This is a genomic window from Bacillus sp. 22475, assembly GCF_052044835.1.
Taxonomy (GTDB): Bacteria; Bacillota; Bacilli; order Bacillales; family Bacillaceae_G; genus Bacillus_A; species Bacillus_A cereus.
This window is the reverse complement of sequence record NZ_JBQENW010000001.1, coordinates 337,292-352,879: the sequence shown is the minus strand read 5'-3', so window position 1 is coordinate 352,879 and position 15,588 is coordinate 337,292. Positions and strand designations below refer to the sequence as shown.

Below are 15,588 nucleotides of genomic sequence, written 5' to 3'. Positions count from 1 at the left end.
AAAAAAGGAAGAAGAGGGATTAAATGCGCTTAGAATATCGACTTAATGATGAAACGAAAGGGTATCCTGCTTTATGGAACTACGCCAATATTTCTAATTCTGAAATTATCGCACGCATGACTTGTGAATATTTTATTAAAGAGAAAAATACTTATGTTGTTACTGCAACTTCGGTTGATCCAGACGGAACAGCAGTTATTTATATTCAAAAAGAAGTTTTCGCCAATGACCCTTCAGACCCTACATACTCCCACATCGGTTTTGAAATTAGAGAACTAAGTGAAACGAGTTCAAGCTTAGTAGATAGTCAAAATGTATGGAACTACGAAGAAATTTTACCATCTCTTCATTCAGATATTATATATATTCAGCGAGACGGCATGTCTATGGAATTCTCCTTGGATTCAAGAGAGATTGATGAAGACAGAAAGTGCTACATTTATTACGGAAACTTCACAGGTGAATCAAGATAATATTGATATATCTATGCAACAAAAAAAACTTACGTATAAAACGTAAGGTTTTTATATAGCCCCACATATGCCGTTCTCTCTAGATGTCCATAAACCTGCTCTCACAGGTGGATGCTCTCACAAATGTTTGTAACTTCCTTCTTAAAAAGATGGCATGTTAGCTACATTTAAATATTGAACTTCCATATTAAACTTATTGGTTTAAGACATGCATAAGCTACGTACACCGTAGGAATTTTATATAAGGTTAGTTAAAATAAGACCCCCGCACGTGCCGCTCCTCGTAAATGTCCAAAAACCCGCTACTCGCAGGTGGATGCCCTCACAGTTACCGTACATCTTCCTCCACAAGGAAGGCTTGATGATGGTCGCTAAATATTGAGCTTCCGTATAACTAACATCGGTTTTAGACATAAATAAGTTACGTACACCGCAGGATGTATTATTTACTTGTCGTTATATTATCACATTGTTTCCAATGTGTAAAATACAAAGTTTTTCGAGCAATCTCTTGCTTGTGACCTTATTTTAATACAAATTATTTTTGCATGCAAGTGATTAATCTTCTTCTTTTGCAATTTGATTTTCTGGATAAGAAATCCAATCACTCCAGCTACCTGCATACAATTTAACATTTTGGAATCCAGCCAATTTTAACGCAATGATATTTGGACATGCCGTAACACCAGAACCACAATATACAATGGTTTCCTTATCTTTCGACAGATTTTGGAATCGTTCTTGTTGCTCAGCTTCATTCTTAAATTGTCCTGATTGCAACATTCCATCCTTCCAAAAATAGTTTGCTGCTGTCGGAATATGTCCTGCTTTATGATCCACAAGTTCCTCTACACCAGCATAACGTTTTGGCTCTCTTGAATCAATTAACGTAACATCTGCACCTGCCTGGATATTCTCTCTTACTGTTTCCATCGATACAAGCATATGATCTTGTATGTTTGTTTTAAATGTTTTTCGTATAACAACAGGAATTTCCGTTGTTGTCGGTAGTCCATTCTCTTTCCAAACCGGGAAACCACCATCTAATATATATACTTTCTCATGTCCTACATAGTTACATAACCACCATAAACGAGCAGCATTTGCACCAGCTTGACTGTCATACGCAATTACTGTCGTATGTTCATCAATACCAACCTCCGAAAGCTTGTCCGCAAACTCTTCAATGCTTGGCAACGGATGGCGGCCACCATGTTCTGCTATAGGACTTGATAAATCTAAATTCAAATCAAAATATAACGCATGAAGAATATGTTCTTCTTCATACTTTTCTCTACCCCAATTAGGATTCGCTAAATCAAAACGACAATCGATTACACGGACGTTCTCATCTTCTATATGCTCACGTAACCATTCGACTGTAACTATCATCTTTAACGACCTTCTTTCTCTTGTAAACGACTTACATACTCCATAACCATTTCTTCTGTAACATATTTACGCTGCAAGGTAACACCATTTTTTGCAAGATCATTAATTTGCTTTGTTACAACATTAATGACATCAACCGAAAATTCTTTCCCATTTGACGCAAGAGATACGGCTGCTTCAATAGCTGCTTCACGCTGCGCATCTAATTGTAAACATGCTTTTACACTTTCATTTTGTTTACGAGAATGTGCTGTAATTGCTTTATGTACTTCCATCTTCTCTTCCCCCTAAATAAGTTATACGTTCTAATTCAATTCCATTGCAAGCCGAATCATATCACGGCATACAATGCCATTTTCAATAATCTCTTCTTCATAATGCTTCGAAAAGTAATCAAAATCAATAGAAAAAATACGAAATCCACATTTTTGATATAAAGCAAGTTGTGAAACACTAGAATTGCCTGTACCAATTTCAAGTTTTGACATACCATATCCTTTAGCAGTTTCTACGGCATGCCTTAATAGCTTCTTCCCAATCCCTGTTCCTTGCAAATGCTCTGCAACCGCAATATTCATGATTTCCATCGTCTTCGGCCTTGTTTCCAAAAGAACATACACACCGATGATGCTGCCCCCTTGCTTTGCTACGTATGTTAACCCTCTTTGTACATATATAGCTATTTGCCGTTCACTTGGATCAGCAAGTAGCAATAAAGACTTCGGTATAGCCTCTTTTAAAATACGTTCTATTACAAAAGACATAAAAAATCCCCCCATCTCTATTGTTCTAAACCCTCCTTGTCTACCATAAATAATAGAAAGGAGGGATTCACCATGGACAACAATGAGAAAAAATGCAACGTCATCTCTATTGATGGAAAGAAGAAGAAAAGCGACACGTATTCCTATCCAAAGTTAGTAGTTGAAAATAAAACATACGAATTTTCTTCATTCGTCTTATGCGGTGAAACACCAGATGGCAGACGACTCGTTCTTACTCATATGATTTCTACCGATGAATTTGCTGGATTTGTCAAATCTTTAGATACTGTACTACAAAAGAAAATTGAACGAATCTTTTTCTCATAACGACTATATAACATAAATTTCTTTTTCAATCTCTACTAACTGATTGTGCAATTGTTCTTTACTTTGTTCATATAGAGATACATCGATCGTTTTAGCCAATGCAAACAATATACTTTCATAATAGTTCATCACATCTTGTTGCATCACTTTTTGGAATAAGTTCCACTTCATATCCCATTCTTGCTTATAATGATGGACAAATAAATCTTTTTCATCGGCTACATAGTTTGATACAAGCGGTTCTAATACAGATTTAGCGTCTTCTTGCATAAAAGCTTTGTCATTCTTTTCAAAAAAGCTTTTCTCATTTTTAAAATGTGCCAGTGCTTTTTTGAAATTTTTTATTTCAACTGAAGGGAACGGTTCTTTATGTGTAATATCTTTATATTCATACTCAACTGTTCCATTCATAGAAATTGATTGATTTTCTACTTTACAGTTCACTACAATTTCGTCCTTTGCACGCTTCATTGCTTCATCTATCCATTTTTCAAGACGTAATGATGTCGCACGCATTTCTTGTAATAAATCATGCTGAATAAATGCTACTAATTCCATAACACACTGTTGCAATTGTGTTTTCACATTTCCATCCGTTCGAAGTGACGCCGGATTAATAAATTCAGTAAACACATCGTTATAACGTAGGAATAGACGCTGTTGCACGTAATAAAGCAACTCTTTCACTTCATTTTGCATCGCCTGTTCTTCAGCAAGTACACTATATGATGAAATAATATGAAGTAGTTGATCACGCTCTGCTTCATATTTTTTCGTTTGCTTCTCTTTCTCTTCATTCCCCTGCTTTGCACCATTTATCATGTTTACTAAAAGCTGATCTGCCCCTTGCAACGCACCATATAGAGCATGCACAGAAACAAGCATTAAATCTCTCAACATAAAGGACGTAAATGATTTCTCAAACTTAGTAATTCCAGAGTTTTGTAAAATACCATACTTCTCTTTTTCAACATTCTTTCCTTGTTTCTCTTCAAGCGCACATAAACTTGAAATTGCAAATAAACGCGGATTTCTAATACCGTATTGCAGTAGCTGATCTGCGATATAACCTTTTACCATTTCAAGTTCTTCTTCAGACTCTGCTAAATCGGCCGCATTAATTAAGAAGAACATTTTATCAAGGGCAAAAGTATCCTTTACACGACCAAGCTGAATTAAAAATTCACGATCAGCACGAGAGAATACATGGTTATAATATGTTACAAATAAAATAGCATCTGCGTTTTTAATATACTGGAATGCAACATCCGTATGGCGAGCATTAATAGAATCCGCTCCAGGTGTATCTACAAGCGCTACTCCCTGCCTTGTTAAAGCACAATCATAATAAAGCTCCATATACTCAACGAAGCATGATTTTTCTTCATTCGCTACATAATCAGAGAACTCTTCTAATGTGACTTGTACTTGTTCTCCTAAATAAGTAGAAACTGCATCATACCCTTTTTGTACCGCTCGTAAAAAGCTAAATGTTGTTTTTTGCTTCCCAGTCGGTGAAGAATATTTCATAACTTTATCAATTTGTGCTAACGCCTCATCTAACGTAGTAATCTCATAATGAAACAGCTTATAAACAGCTTTCATATCTTCTAATAGAGCTTGCTTTGATTTGAATTGAACCATTACTGTTCCGTGTGGTTTTTCCTCTGTAACCGGCAAAATTTGATTAATCGTTGCCGTCGTCGGATTTGGTGATACAGGAAGTACCTTCTCACCAAGTAAGGCATTGGCAAATGATGATTTCCCAGCACTAAAAGCTCCGAATAACGCTACTGTAAATTGTTTCGTTTCCACACGATGCCTTTTTTCTATCACCTCTTGCTGTACATGTTTCAGCGCTGGCAATGGCTCTAATATCATTTCAGCTTTCTTCACTTTCTCTAATATACGCTGAATATTTAAAGCTGCCGTTCCTTTTATCTCTTCTTCATGAGCCGCTACGTTATCATTTACCATTTCCTGCTCTTGTAGTGTGAATTTCTCACTAACAATTTGTTTTTCACGTTGCAATATCTCCTCTATTTGCAATCCTTCTGGTGTAGCAACACGCTCGTGCCAAACATTTTGTAAATAACTTTCATATGTCTCTAAATTGTTACTGTATTGTAATTCCGTCTCTTTTGCCGTTTGCAACATCGTATATTTTTCAATCTCTTCTTCCATACGAGCAACTGCTTCCTTCACTTTTTGCTTTAAAACGACTGCACTTTTATCAAAAATTTGCTGTGCTTTTGTAAAATAACGTTTCTTCAGTTCATTCGCTACATCCGCTGTATAAAGAAGTAAGTAATCACCTGTGAAACCTGCACCTTGTTTAATGACTTCAGCTAACATTTCTGGTCCAAAAGCAATTTCTAAAGCATATATGTCTTTCCCAATTTCCTCCGTGAACAATCCTTCTTCTTTTAAGAAGGCTACAATAAATTCTTTCACATGAAAATCAAGTTGCGTTTCAACAGTCTTTTGAAGGGCAGAATAAAACGCCTCTACACGTCTTTGTTTTTCTTGCTCCGTCTTTCCTTTCGCAAATAGCAAACCAACTTTAAACTTTGTTAATTTCGTTTCTAAATATGCATTTGCCAATTCTCTCATTTCAAATGGCATTAAATACGCGTTATCTAATATAGCTTGTAAACCTTTTATAAATTCGTTTCTCACATGAGATTCTTTACTAGCCTCGCGATGTTTAGTTTCCGTTAGCTCTTCTTTCTTTTCAACTATTTCTGAAATCGAAAGCGGTGATGCTAACTCTTCCTCATATGTCAAAAGAGCTTTTTCATTTTCAGAAACAATAAACGAGAAATGTTCTCCCATTAAATATTCTGTTTCTCGCTCCATTCCCTCTCTTACATACTGCTCTTTTTCTTTCATAATAGAAGTAATTAATGTTTCTAAACTTCCAATTTCATTATGTGGATGGTTCATCATTCGTAATGACGTATAATAAACTCCATCTACTTCAATATCCCAGTTAGAGAACGATTGTTTCACACTATCTTTATAATCCTCAAATGATAATTCATTTTCTTTATGTTTATCTATTTGATTTACAACGAGATAAACCGTTTTATTACGTTGTTTCAATTCTTTAACAAATTGCAAATTCACTTCCGATTGGACGTGATTATAATCCATCATATAAAAAATTACGTCTGCTAGATGTAGCGTTGATTCTGTCGCTAGTTGATGGGCATCATCTGTTGAATCAATCCCTGGTGTATCAACTAACATAACACCCTCAGGAATTGGTGCATCATTCCGATAAATATGAACACCAATTACCTCATCGCCATCTTTACAAATTTGCTTTAATTCTTCTGCTGAATATGCACCGTCATATTCGTACTGTTCTCCAGATTTAATCGTTACAACAACACGATCAAATCCCTTTTCAATTTTAACGACGTTAGCGCTTGTCGGAATTGGACTTGTTGGTAACAACTGCGCTTTATATAGATGATTCATCATCGTTGATTTCCCTGCTGAGAAGTGACCGCAGAACGCTATCATAAGCTGCTCTCGTTTATATTTTTGAATCACTTCAAACAACTTTAAGCTATTCTCTGCATCGCCGTGTTTTTGCCACTCTTCATAAAAACAAACAAGTTTTTTCATACCGTTTGTCTGTACTATGTTTGTCATCCCCTTGTTCCCCTTTATCCAAGATGTATATACTTTTCCCCGCTAATTGCGAGCTCATAACCAGTGAGAGTTACACCTACCCATTGATTACAGTTTCACTTTACTATCATACTAAATTTTCAGCATATTCTCATTAAAAATAAAAAATCCCTTTCATTCTTTTTACAAATGAAAGGGATTTTATGTCATATCACTCATTTTGCTGTTCCTACTCCATTTAAAACATACTTTGCAATAACTGCATATACAGCAACTGTACCTGCTACTAATGCATATACCATACTCATGCACCAACCTTTTTTGATAATGATTATCACTTTTGAATACATTTTATCATTAAAGAGAATCATTATCAACACTTTTCATAAAGAAAGCTCCTTATAAGAAGGAGCTTTACTGCCTGTTTTGAAAAAGGTTAAAACTTGTTGTGCACTCTTATTATATCTCATCCTACATAACTTAACAGTTTAAAAAAATGGAAATATCCCCTATCCCCTCCATCTTACATTTTGTATAATAAAAGGGAATTACTTAACAAGGAGGAAAAAAATGACACAAAATCTCACACAAGGCGAGAGGATACACTCCATTGATATTATTAGAGGAATAGCTGTACTAGGTATTTTTCTTGTAAATTGGCCTGTTATCGCCGGGGTTGACTCACGTGATCTTTTAGGAGTTTATGCGGGGCTAGATAGCTATATCCGTCTATTCTACGATATGTTTATTCAAACAAAGTTTTATACTATCTTTTCGTTTTTATTTGGCCTAGGCTTTTATATTTTTATGACTCGTGCTGAAGCGAAAACAGATCGTCCAAAAACTTTATTTGTTCGTCGCTTACTTATTTTATTATTATTTGGTTTCTTACATTACGTTCTTTTATGGGACGGAGATATTTTACATACGTATGCAATCGCTGGATTTTTCTTATTTTTATTTTATAAGAGAGAACCTCGTACCATTTTAATATGGGCAATCGTTTTATTAAGTATTTTTCAGTTTCTTATGCTAATTGCTAGTATTGGTATTGCCTTCATGCCAAAGGAGGAGCTTGGGTTATCCTTACCAATCATGCCACTTGAAGACTGGGTGTCACAAATACAAAATCGTTTCCATGCATTTTATGCTGATGGAATTGGACTAAACGTATTCATGCTCCCAGAAACAGTTGGGCTATTTTTACTTGGTTTATATGCCGGTAAAAAGGATATTTTCCGCCGTACGAAAGAGTTAGATCCAAAGCTTAAAAAATGGCAAATTATTATGTTCATTTTAACATTGCCAATGTGGTTCTTCATGGTCCGTTATTTCTTATCAAAACCATCTTATGAACCAATTTATATGCAGGCCTTTACAATGTTTAGCGGCAAAACATTATTCATATTCTACATTTTCACGCTCATGCGTTTATTACAAAAAGAAAAATGGCAAATATTATTACGTCCATTCCAATACGTTGGACGAATGGCATTAACAAATTACATCTCGCATACAATTGTTACATTACTTGTATTCGGGCTATTGTTTAAAAATGATTATCTTGCTCCACTATGGGTTGGACCACTATTCTGCATTAGTTTCTACACGTTACAAATCTTTATTAGCCGCTGGTGGCTTTCACATTACCAATACGGGCCACTTGAGTACATTTGGCGTCTTGGTACTTACGGAAAAATGATGCCACTTAAAAAGAAAAGCAAGGTCTCATAACGAGACCTTGCTTTTTTAAGCTTCTCTTACTGCACTTTGCATAGACACCGGCTCTTCTTTTACTTTACGCTGCGGCACCATATTAAATACGATATTTAAAAGTACTGCTGACGCACTTCCAAGTACAATTCCGTTATCTGTTAAAATACGAATGTTTTCAGGAAGTTGTGAGAATAATGTAGGAACAACTGTAACCCCAAGCCCAATTCCGACAGAACATGCAACAATTAATAAGTTTTCTTGTTTGCCAAAATCAACACTACTTAACATTTTAATACCATATGCCATTACCATACCGAACATTGCGAGCATAGCACCGCCAAGTACTGATTTCGGAATGATTGTTGTAATAGCTGCGATTTTAGGAATGAATCCAAGAACGATTAACATACCACCGCAAGTATAAATAATAACGCGATTTCTTACTCCAGTTAATTGAACAAGTCCTACGTTTTGAGAGTAAGTTGTATATGGAAACGCGTTGAAAATGCCACCTAACACCATCGCTAATCCTTCTGCTCGATAGCCCTTTGTTAATTCTTTTTCACCGATTTTTTTATTGCAAATATCAGATAATGCAAAGTATACACCCGTTGCTTCTACAATCCCTACACAAGCAACGAGAATCATCGTAATAACTGGTGTTAATTCAAATGTTGGTGTACCAAAGTAAAATGGTTGAATACCATGGAACCAATCAGCCTCTCCAACCGCTTGCAAGCTTACTTTCCCCATAAACGCTGCAACGATTGTACCGAACAATAGACCTAGTAAAATAGAGATTGAACGAATAAATCCATCAAAGAAACGATACATAATGATGATAAATAGTAACACACCAAATGCTAATGCTAAATTTTCAAGACTACCGAAATCCTTACTTCCTACTCCTCCAGCCATATCATTAATTGCTGCTGGAACAAGTGTAACTCCAATTACAGTAACAACAGATCCTGTTACAACAGGTGGAAATAGTTTTACAAGCTTTCCAAATAATTTCGCAAAAATAACAACGAATAACCCAGCAGCAATAATTGCTCCATAAATAGAAGACACACCGTATTGTTTTCCAATCGCAATCATCGGTCCAACGGCTGTAAATGTACAACCGAGTACAACGGGAAGTCCAATACCGAAAAAGCGATTTGATAATGCTTGTAAAATTGTCGCAACGCCGCACATTAATAAATCAATTGAGACTAAATATGTTAATTCTTTTTGATTTAAACCAAGTCCACCGCCCACAATAAGCGGAACGATAATTGCTCCAGCATACATTGCAAGCATATGTTGCATACCAAGCGATACAATTTTAAATGGATGCTGCTTCATCGTTTATTTCACCTCCGCAGTTTCTTGCTGTACAAATGTAACTGTGCCGTTATCAAGTGATGCAATTTCTGCTAGTGATTCAACACGAACGCCTTGTTCACGAAGCTTCTTTCCTCCATCTTGAAATGCTTTTTCAATAACAATTCCAATTCCTGCAATACTTGCTCCTGCTTGCTCTACCAAACTCATTAAACCTAAAGCAGCCTGACCGTTTGCTAAAAAGTCATCGATGATTAGCACGCGATCATTTTCATCAATATGATTTCGAGATAATGAAATTTCATTTGTTTCTTGTTTTGTAAATGAATATACGTTTGCAACGTACATATTATCTTGTAACGTTAACGATTTACGTTTTCTTGCAAAGATTACTTTTACACCAAGCTCTAATGCAGCCATAACAGATGGTGCAATGCCTGAAGATTCAATCGTCACGATTTTTGTAATGTTCTCTTCTTTAAAACGTTTAGCAAATTCTTTTCCGATTTCTTGCATAAGTACTGGATCAATTTGGTGATTTAAAAATGCATCCACCTTTAATACATCACCAGATAAAACCTTTCCTTCATTCAAAATCTTTTCTTGTAATACTTTCATGTTTGTTCCCCCTCTTATGCAATAAAAAAACTCCAAAAGCCGCCACCACTCGTTACAAGTGAGAGACGCGCTTTTGGAGTTTCGCAAAAAAGAATGCCAAACAAGCAATTATATTCGTCCTCACTCATAGTCAAAGTATTTACGGTACTTCGGTAGAAACTTGCAGGCCATATCCCCGCGATTATATGAGTGTAGCTAACTATTTATTTTATAGAAGGATTATAACGCACTTTTTATACTTTGAAAAGCATTTATCGAAAAAACACGTACGAATTTTTAAAAACTACTATTTTCGTTCGAGTTTTGTAAACTCTTTCATTCCCAATTACAACTTCGTTAAAATGATTGGCCCATCTTTTGTAATCGCAAGTGTATGCTCATATTGAGCTGATAATTTCCCATCCATCGTTCGTGCAGTCCACCCATTTAAATCTACTTTCGAATATCGCATACCTACATTGACAATCGGCTCAATCGTAATCACCATTCCTTCTTGTAACTGAGGCCCTTGTCCTTGCTTCCCAAAATGAAAAATTGCTGGTTCTTCATGAATCTCTTTACCGATCCCATGCCCCGTAAAGTCTCTTGCAACAGAAAAACCTTCATTTGTTACATAACTTTCAATTGCATAGCCAATATCTCCTACATGATTACCGATTATCGCCTGGTCAATTCCTTTATACAAAGCATTCTCAGCTACTAGCAACAACTTTTCTGCTTCATCAGAAACTTTTCCAACTCTATACGTCCAAGCAGAATCTGAAAGACCCCCATTTAAGTTTACTACCGTGTCAATTGTTACAATATCACCCTCAGTTAAAGGAACATCGGCCGGAAACGCATGACACATTTCATCGTTTACAGATGCACATATCGCATATGGATACCCATTGTAACCTTTCTGTTCAGATGTGGCACCATACTTTTTTAAATACATTTCAACAAACGTATCAATCTCTTGTGTCGTTATGCCTGGCTTTATCATTTTCGCAATTTCTTTATGACATGAAGCAAGTAATTTTCCAGATTCATGCATCAAATCTATTTCATTTTTCGTTTTAATTGTAATCATACTACCTCTACCTTTCCTTGCTAAACCTACTATTTGCTACTAAACTTCTATCATACACACCCTCTACCAAAATTTCAAAACCCTCAATTACAACAAGTAAAAAAATATGTATCATATATTTCTAAATCAAAATAAAAAAACAGAAGATCCCTCTGTTTTTTAATCACGTTTACATATATAGTTCATTTTCAAAAACTCAAAACAACTACCATTTGTTTTCTGTATAAACGTTCCAACCGCTTCAAATCCCGCCCTTTTATACACTTTTATCGCTCTCTCATTAAATGTCGCTACTGATAGTGTTATATATTTGCATCCGTATTTTTCTTTGCTAAAAGCTAGTCCAGCATTCACGAACTGTAAACCAAATCCATTGCCAGTTATATCAGGTCTCATTCCAAGTCCTATATCAACCGTTCCATTATTTATTTTACAAATAGTAAAAAAACCAACGAGAATGCCATTTTCCTTCACTGAAAATGTATGATTCCCTCTACTCTCATCATGTAAAAATTCAGCTAAATCTTCTTCATCTGCCTCTATATCATAAAAAGAATATTTCCCTTCATAATGCCAGTTATACACAATTTCCTCCGCTTCTTCTTGCTTCATTACTGTATATGTATAATCCATTTTATCATCCCCTTTAATAAAAAGAGCTGCAATTAAGCAGCTCTTTTTTTACAACTCATAAATCTCTTTATATTTCGCTTCTAAATAATCGGCTAAGTAGTTTGCATTTAAGCCTTCACCTGTTACATCTTCTAAAATTTCAAGCGGCTTTTTCGTTTTACCATATTGGTGAATATGTTCTGTTAACCATTCACGAATCGGCGTTATATTTCCTTCTTCTAATAATGCATCAAAATTCGGAATGTCTTTTAACATTCTTTGCTTAAATTGCGCTGCATACATGTAACCAAGCGCATAAGATGGGAAGTATCCAAATGAGCCACCAGCCCAGTGAACATCTTGCAATACACCTTGCGCATCATTTTCCGGACGAATTCCTAAATATGCTTCCATCTTATCATTCCAAGCTGCTGGTAAGTCCTTCACTTGTAATGTACCATCAAATAATTCTTTCTCTAATTCATAACGCACCATAACATGAAGCGGGTATGTAAGCTCATCTGCTTCTATACGAATGAATGACGGCTTCGATTCGTTAATTGCATCATAAAACTCATCGACTGACATATCATCAAATTGACCATCGCTATACTCTTTTAATAAATCATAATTTTTCTTCCAGAATGATTTATTACGGCCGATAAAGTTCTCAAAGAATAATGATTGTGATTCGTGAATACCCATAGATGTACCACTGCAAAGTGGTGTACCTTCAAATTGTTCTGCAATGTTTTGTTCATATACTGCATGACCACATTCATGAATTGTTCCAAATACAGCCATACGGAAATCTTTTTCATCATAGCGTGTCGTAATACGAACATCCCCTCTATTTAATGTAATTTCGAAAGGATGTACTGTTTCATCAAGACGACCTGCTTCAAAGTCATAATTCAATTGCTTTAATAGTTCTAATGTAAAGTTCTTTTGTTTTTCTTTTGAAAATTGTTCCGATAAAGCACTTGTTTTTAATCCTTTTTTAGACTCAGAGATTTCTTTTACAAGCGGCACGATACGCCCACGAAGTTGACCAAATACGTGATCTAAAACTTCTACTGTAATACCTGGCTCATACATGTCTAATAATGTATTGTATTTATATGTTTCATAACCCCAATATGTAATAAATTTCTTTTTAAATTCAACAATTTTTTCTAAGTACGGGCGGAACATTTCGAAATCAGATTTTTCGCGAGCTTCTTCCCACACACTCTCTGCTTTCGCTTCTAATTTCACATAAGCCTCATATTCAGCTTGTGGAATTTTTTTATTTCTATCATATTCTTTCCGACACTCTTCAACCATTTTCTTCGTCGTTTCAGAAAGTTTATCTTCACGTATTAAAGCTTCAAGCTCTGTTAAATAGTTTCCCATCTCATCTGAAGTCGACATAGCAAACACTTCTGACGAAAGCATACCAATTACTTCTGAACGCTGATCTACACCTTTTTTTGGTGCACCTGTTCTTAAATCCCAAAACATTAAACTTAATGCTTCTCCGTAATTTTGTATCTTCTTCACGTATGTTAAAAATTGTTTTTCTACTTCATATGTAGCAACTGTCATCGTATAAAAGCCTCCTTTTTCTACCTCAAACTTAATTCGACACGGAAACATAAATTCCTTTTATAATAGAAAAAAGCTTGGCAAGCGCCAAGCTTTCTCCTTATAATTCTATACCTTCTACTGGCAGTACATTTTTCACAGCTGCAACTACTTTCTCATCTTCTGAATCAGATAAGAAGATTGATATAGCACCTTTATCTTCACTTGTACGAATTAAACGCCCAATTCCTTGACGAAGTCGTAAAATCATATATGGTACATCTACATCCCAGAATGGATCATTTACGTGCTTACGTTTCGCTTCAAACACAGGATCGTTTGGAGGGAATGGTAAAGACCAAATAATAACGTGCGATAATGATGAACCAGGAATATCTAAACCTTCCCATAAATGAACCGCACAAAGTACAGTCTCTTCTTCATTTTGGAAACGAGAAACGAGCTGACTAATTTCCTGATCGCCTTCATATAAGAACGGAACCGACATTTGCTCTTTACTTACATACTCTTTGAACGCTGCAAGCTCTTGCGTTGTACGGAACAATACAAGCGTACGTCCATTTGTTTTTTGAATATTTTCAAGTGTATATTGACACTTTCTTTCCCATTCATTTTCTTTCGTATGCGATAGTAAGTTTACTGTCATTTGCTCTTCATAATCAAACGGTGAAGCAACTGAGAATGACAAGTAATCTTTTACCCCTAGGCTATTAGCTGTGAAAGCGAATGAATCGTTGTTCGATAATGTCGCAGAAGAGAAAATATACGGTATTTTCTTCGAGAACACTTTCTCTTGTAATACTTCTTCAACTGCACGCGGCATAATAACTAACGTGAAGGCACCATCACCTTCTTCACCCCAAGTAATTACATTTTTCTCGTGCATGAACAGACGAAGTGAATGTTCTAATACATCTAAATGCTCATCAACAATATTTAAATCATACGTGTTTACTGTATGCATTTCACTTTCGAATACTAATGCATCTCCAACTTCACCGATTTTTGCATAAAGTCGTTTCGCTTCAGCTGTTACTTTTTCTGTCACAGTAATTTCTAAACGATCAGAACCGGCAATTTCTTTTTTGTTTTCTTGTAACACATCAAAGAATCGCTCTGTTTGCCAAATTGTTTCTTCTACTAAATGTGCAAACTCCTCACGAATATCGTTTTGTAGCAATCTCGTTAAAAGTTGCTCCATCATCGTTTGCTTTAAACGGTATGTTAAAGCTTTTTGAGCTGTATATTCTACAAGATGTCCCTCATCGAATACAACGCAGCTACTTTCTGGTAATAACGGAATTTGCCCTTCACGCTTACGAGCATCGTACGTCCAAATATGATCCATATAGAAATCTTGAGAACAAATAATTAAATCTGCTGCTTTACGATAATGTTCACGAGAAAGAGTTTGTCCACAACGATGACGAGAATCACAAGTAAAGCAATCTTGGAAGTAATCCCAATTTACTTTTGACCATTCTTCGTCATTTAAAAGTGGAAATTCTTTTCTGTCACCATAGTGAGTAAAGTTTTGCATCGTACCATGATCGAATACAAACTGTGGTAACTCGTAATATACGTCTTCAATTACTTCTGGAGCTCGTCCACTCATAACATCTTCAAGTTTACGTAAGCATAAATAATTATCCATTGATTTTGCAAGCCTTACATCAACAGATAGCCCTAATGCTTCAGATAACTTAGCGATGTCCCCTTCTTCTTTTACAAGCTGCTCAATTAACGTTTCATCTGCACAAGCAATAATAGCTGGTTTCCCAGTATAACGCGCGTAACAAATTGCATATAGAAGATATACAATTGTTTTCCCTGTTCCTACACCAGCTTCTGCGAACATAACTTTCTTTTCTTGGAAAGCGCGTTCTAACTGAAACGCCATAAAAATTTGTTCATCACGCTCTTCAAAGCCTTTTTCCGGAAGGATGTCGTAAAACACATCTCCAATCCACTCATTCAACTTATCATAAAAATTATCTTGTTTTCCTACTTCAAATGGTAATCTCTTCTCAGTAAACATCCTTAGCCTCCAACCAAA

At 35.7% G+C, this 15,588-nt stretch carries 13 protein-coding genes, 2 other RNA genes and 1 riboswitch; of the genes, 3 read left to right on the top strand and 12 right to left on the bottom strand.

The features are described 5' to 3' along the window. Positions 1 to 23 precede the first annotated feature (23 nt). A complete protein-coding gene (locus ACTJJY_RS01935; protein ID WP_098481048.1) occupies positions 24 to 473 on the top strand; it encodes a hypothetical protein in 450 nt (149 codons plus the stop codon). A 54-nt stretch (positions 474 to 527) separates the two neighbouring features. On the opposite strand, the gene ssrS (ACTJJY_RS01930) is transcribed toward ACTJJY_RS01935, so the two are convergent. From ssrS (ACTJJY_RS01930) to ACTJJY_RS01910, 5 genes are all read right to left on the bottom strand, one after another. Continuing rightward, a non-coding RNA gene (gene ssrS, locus ACTJJY_RS01930) (6S RNA) lies at positions 528 to 711 on the bottom strand. 21 nt (positions 712 to 732) lie between these two features. Next, positions 733 to 915: non-coding RNA, 6S RNA (gene ssrS, locus ACTJJY_RS01925), on the bottom strand. 116 nt (positions 916 to 1,031) lie between these two features. Then, positions 1,032 to 1,865 carry a sulfurtransferase gene (locus tag ACTJJY_RS01920; RefSeq protein ID WP_440604872.1) on the bottom strand — a complete coding sequence of 278 codons (834 nt, stop codon included), beginning with the start codon at positions 1,863 to 1,865 and terminating at the stop codon, positions 1,032 to 1,034. 2 nt (positions 1,866 to 1,867) lie between these two features. Next, positions 1,868 to 2,140 (bottom strand): YpbS family protein, encoded by a 273-nt coding sequence (locus ACTJJY_RS01915; protein WP_000451820.1) that lies wholly within the window; start codon positions 2,138 to 2,140, stop codon positions 1,868 to 1,870. A 30-nt stretch (positions 2,141 to 2,170) separates the two neighbouring features. Further along, the gene (locus tag ACTJJY_RS01910) at positions 2,171 to 2,629 is read right to left on the bottom strand and encodes a GNAT family N-acetyltransferase (protein ID WP_440604871.1); all 459 of its coding nucleotides are present in this window, start codon (positions 2,627 to 2,629) and stop codon (positions 2,171 to 2,173) included. A 72-nt stretch (positions 2,630 to 2,701) separates the two neighbouring features. On the opposite strand from ACTJJY_RS01910, the gene ACTJJY_RS01905 reads away from it, so the two are divergent. After that, a complete protein-coding gene (locus tag ACTJJY_RS01905) occupies positions 2,702 to 2,956 on the top strand; it encodes a DUF3931 domain-containing protein (protein WP_000369740.1) in 255 nt (84 codons plus the stop codon). A 3-nt stretch (positions 2,957 to 2,959) separates the two neighbouring features. Here ACTJJY_RS01905 and ACTJJY_RS01900 read toward each other — a convergent pair whose 3' ends face one another. Next, on the bottom strand, positions 2,960 to 6,619 hold the full coding sequence (locus ACTJJY_RS01900) for a dynamin family protein (protein ID WP_440604870.1): 3,660 nt from the start codon (positions 6,617 to 6,619) through the stop codon (positions 2,960 to 2,962). A 549-nt stretch (positions 6,620 to 7,168) separates the two neighbouring features. Between ACTJJY_RS01900 and ACTJJY_RS01895 the strand changes: the two genes are divergently transcribed. Beyond that, positions 7,169 to 8,332: a DUF418 domain-containing protein gene (locus ACTJJY_RS01895; RefSeq protein ID WP_440604869.1), complete on the top strand. Its 1,164-nt coding sequence runs from the start codon at positions 7,169 to 7,171 to the stop codon at positions 8,330 to 8,332. A gap of 15 nt (positions 8,333 to 8,347) precedes the next feature. Here ACTJJY_RS01895 and pbuX read toward each other — a convergent pair whose 3' ends face one another. The 6 genes from pbuX to ACTJJY_RS01865 all read right to left on the bottom strand — a co-directional run bounded on the left by pbuX (position 8,348) and on the right by ACTJJY_RS01865 (position 15,570). Further along, positions 8,348 to 9,664: a xanthine permease PbuX gene (gene pbuX / locus ACTJJY_RS01890; RefSeq protein ID WP_440604868.1), complete on the bottom strand. Its 1,317-nt coding sequence runs from the start codon at positions 9,662 to 9,664 to the stop codon at positions 8,348 to 8,350. Between the two features lie 3 nt (positions 9,665 to 9,667). After that, positions 9,668 to 10,261 carry a xanthine phosphoribosyltransferase gene (locus ACTJJY_RS01885; RefSeq protein ID WP_000866496.1) on the bottom strand — a complete coding sequence of 198 codons (594 nt, stop codon included), beginning with the start codon at positions 10,259 to 10,261 and terminating at the stop codon, positions 9,668 to 9,670. 107 nt (positions 10,262 to 10,368) lie between these two features. Continuing rightward, positions 10,369 to 10,470: riboswitch (purine riboswitch) on the bottom strand. 116 nt (positions 10,471 to 10,586) lie between these two features. Next, positions 10,587 to 11,333 carry a type I methionyl aminopeptidase gene (locus tag ACTJJY_RS01880; RefSeq protein ID WP_098854916.1) on the bottom strand — a complete coding sequence of 249 codons (747 nt, stop codon included), beginning with the start codon at positions 11,331 to 11,333 and terminating at the stop codon, positions 10,587 to 10,589. A 159-nt stretch (positions 11,334 to 11,492) separates the two neighbouring features. Next, positions 11,493 to 11,966: a GNAT family N-acetyltransferase gene (locus ACTJJY_RS01875; protein ID WP_440604867.1), complete on the bottom strand. Its 474-nt coding sequence runs from the start codon at positions 11,964 to 11,966 to the stop codon at positions 11,493 to 11,495. A gap of 48 nt (positions 11,967 to 12,014) precedes the next feature. Next, positions 12,015 to 13,532, bottom strand: coding sequence for a carboxypeptidase (gene ypwA / locus ACTJJY_RS01870; protein WP_440604866.1), 1,518 nt, complete (start codon positions 13,530 to 13,532; stop codon positions 12,015 to 12,017). Positions 13,533 to 13,632: 100 nt separating this feature from the next. Further along, the gene (locus ACTJJY_RS01865) at positions 13,633 to 15,570 is read right to left on the bottom strand and encodes an ATP-dependent DNA helicase (RefSeq protein WP_440604865.1); all 1,938 of its coding nucleotides are present in this window, start codon (positions 15,568 to 15,570) and stop codon (positions 13,633 to 13,635) included. Positions 15,571 to 15,588 lie beyond the last annotated feature (18 nt).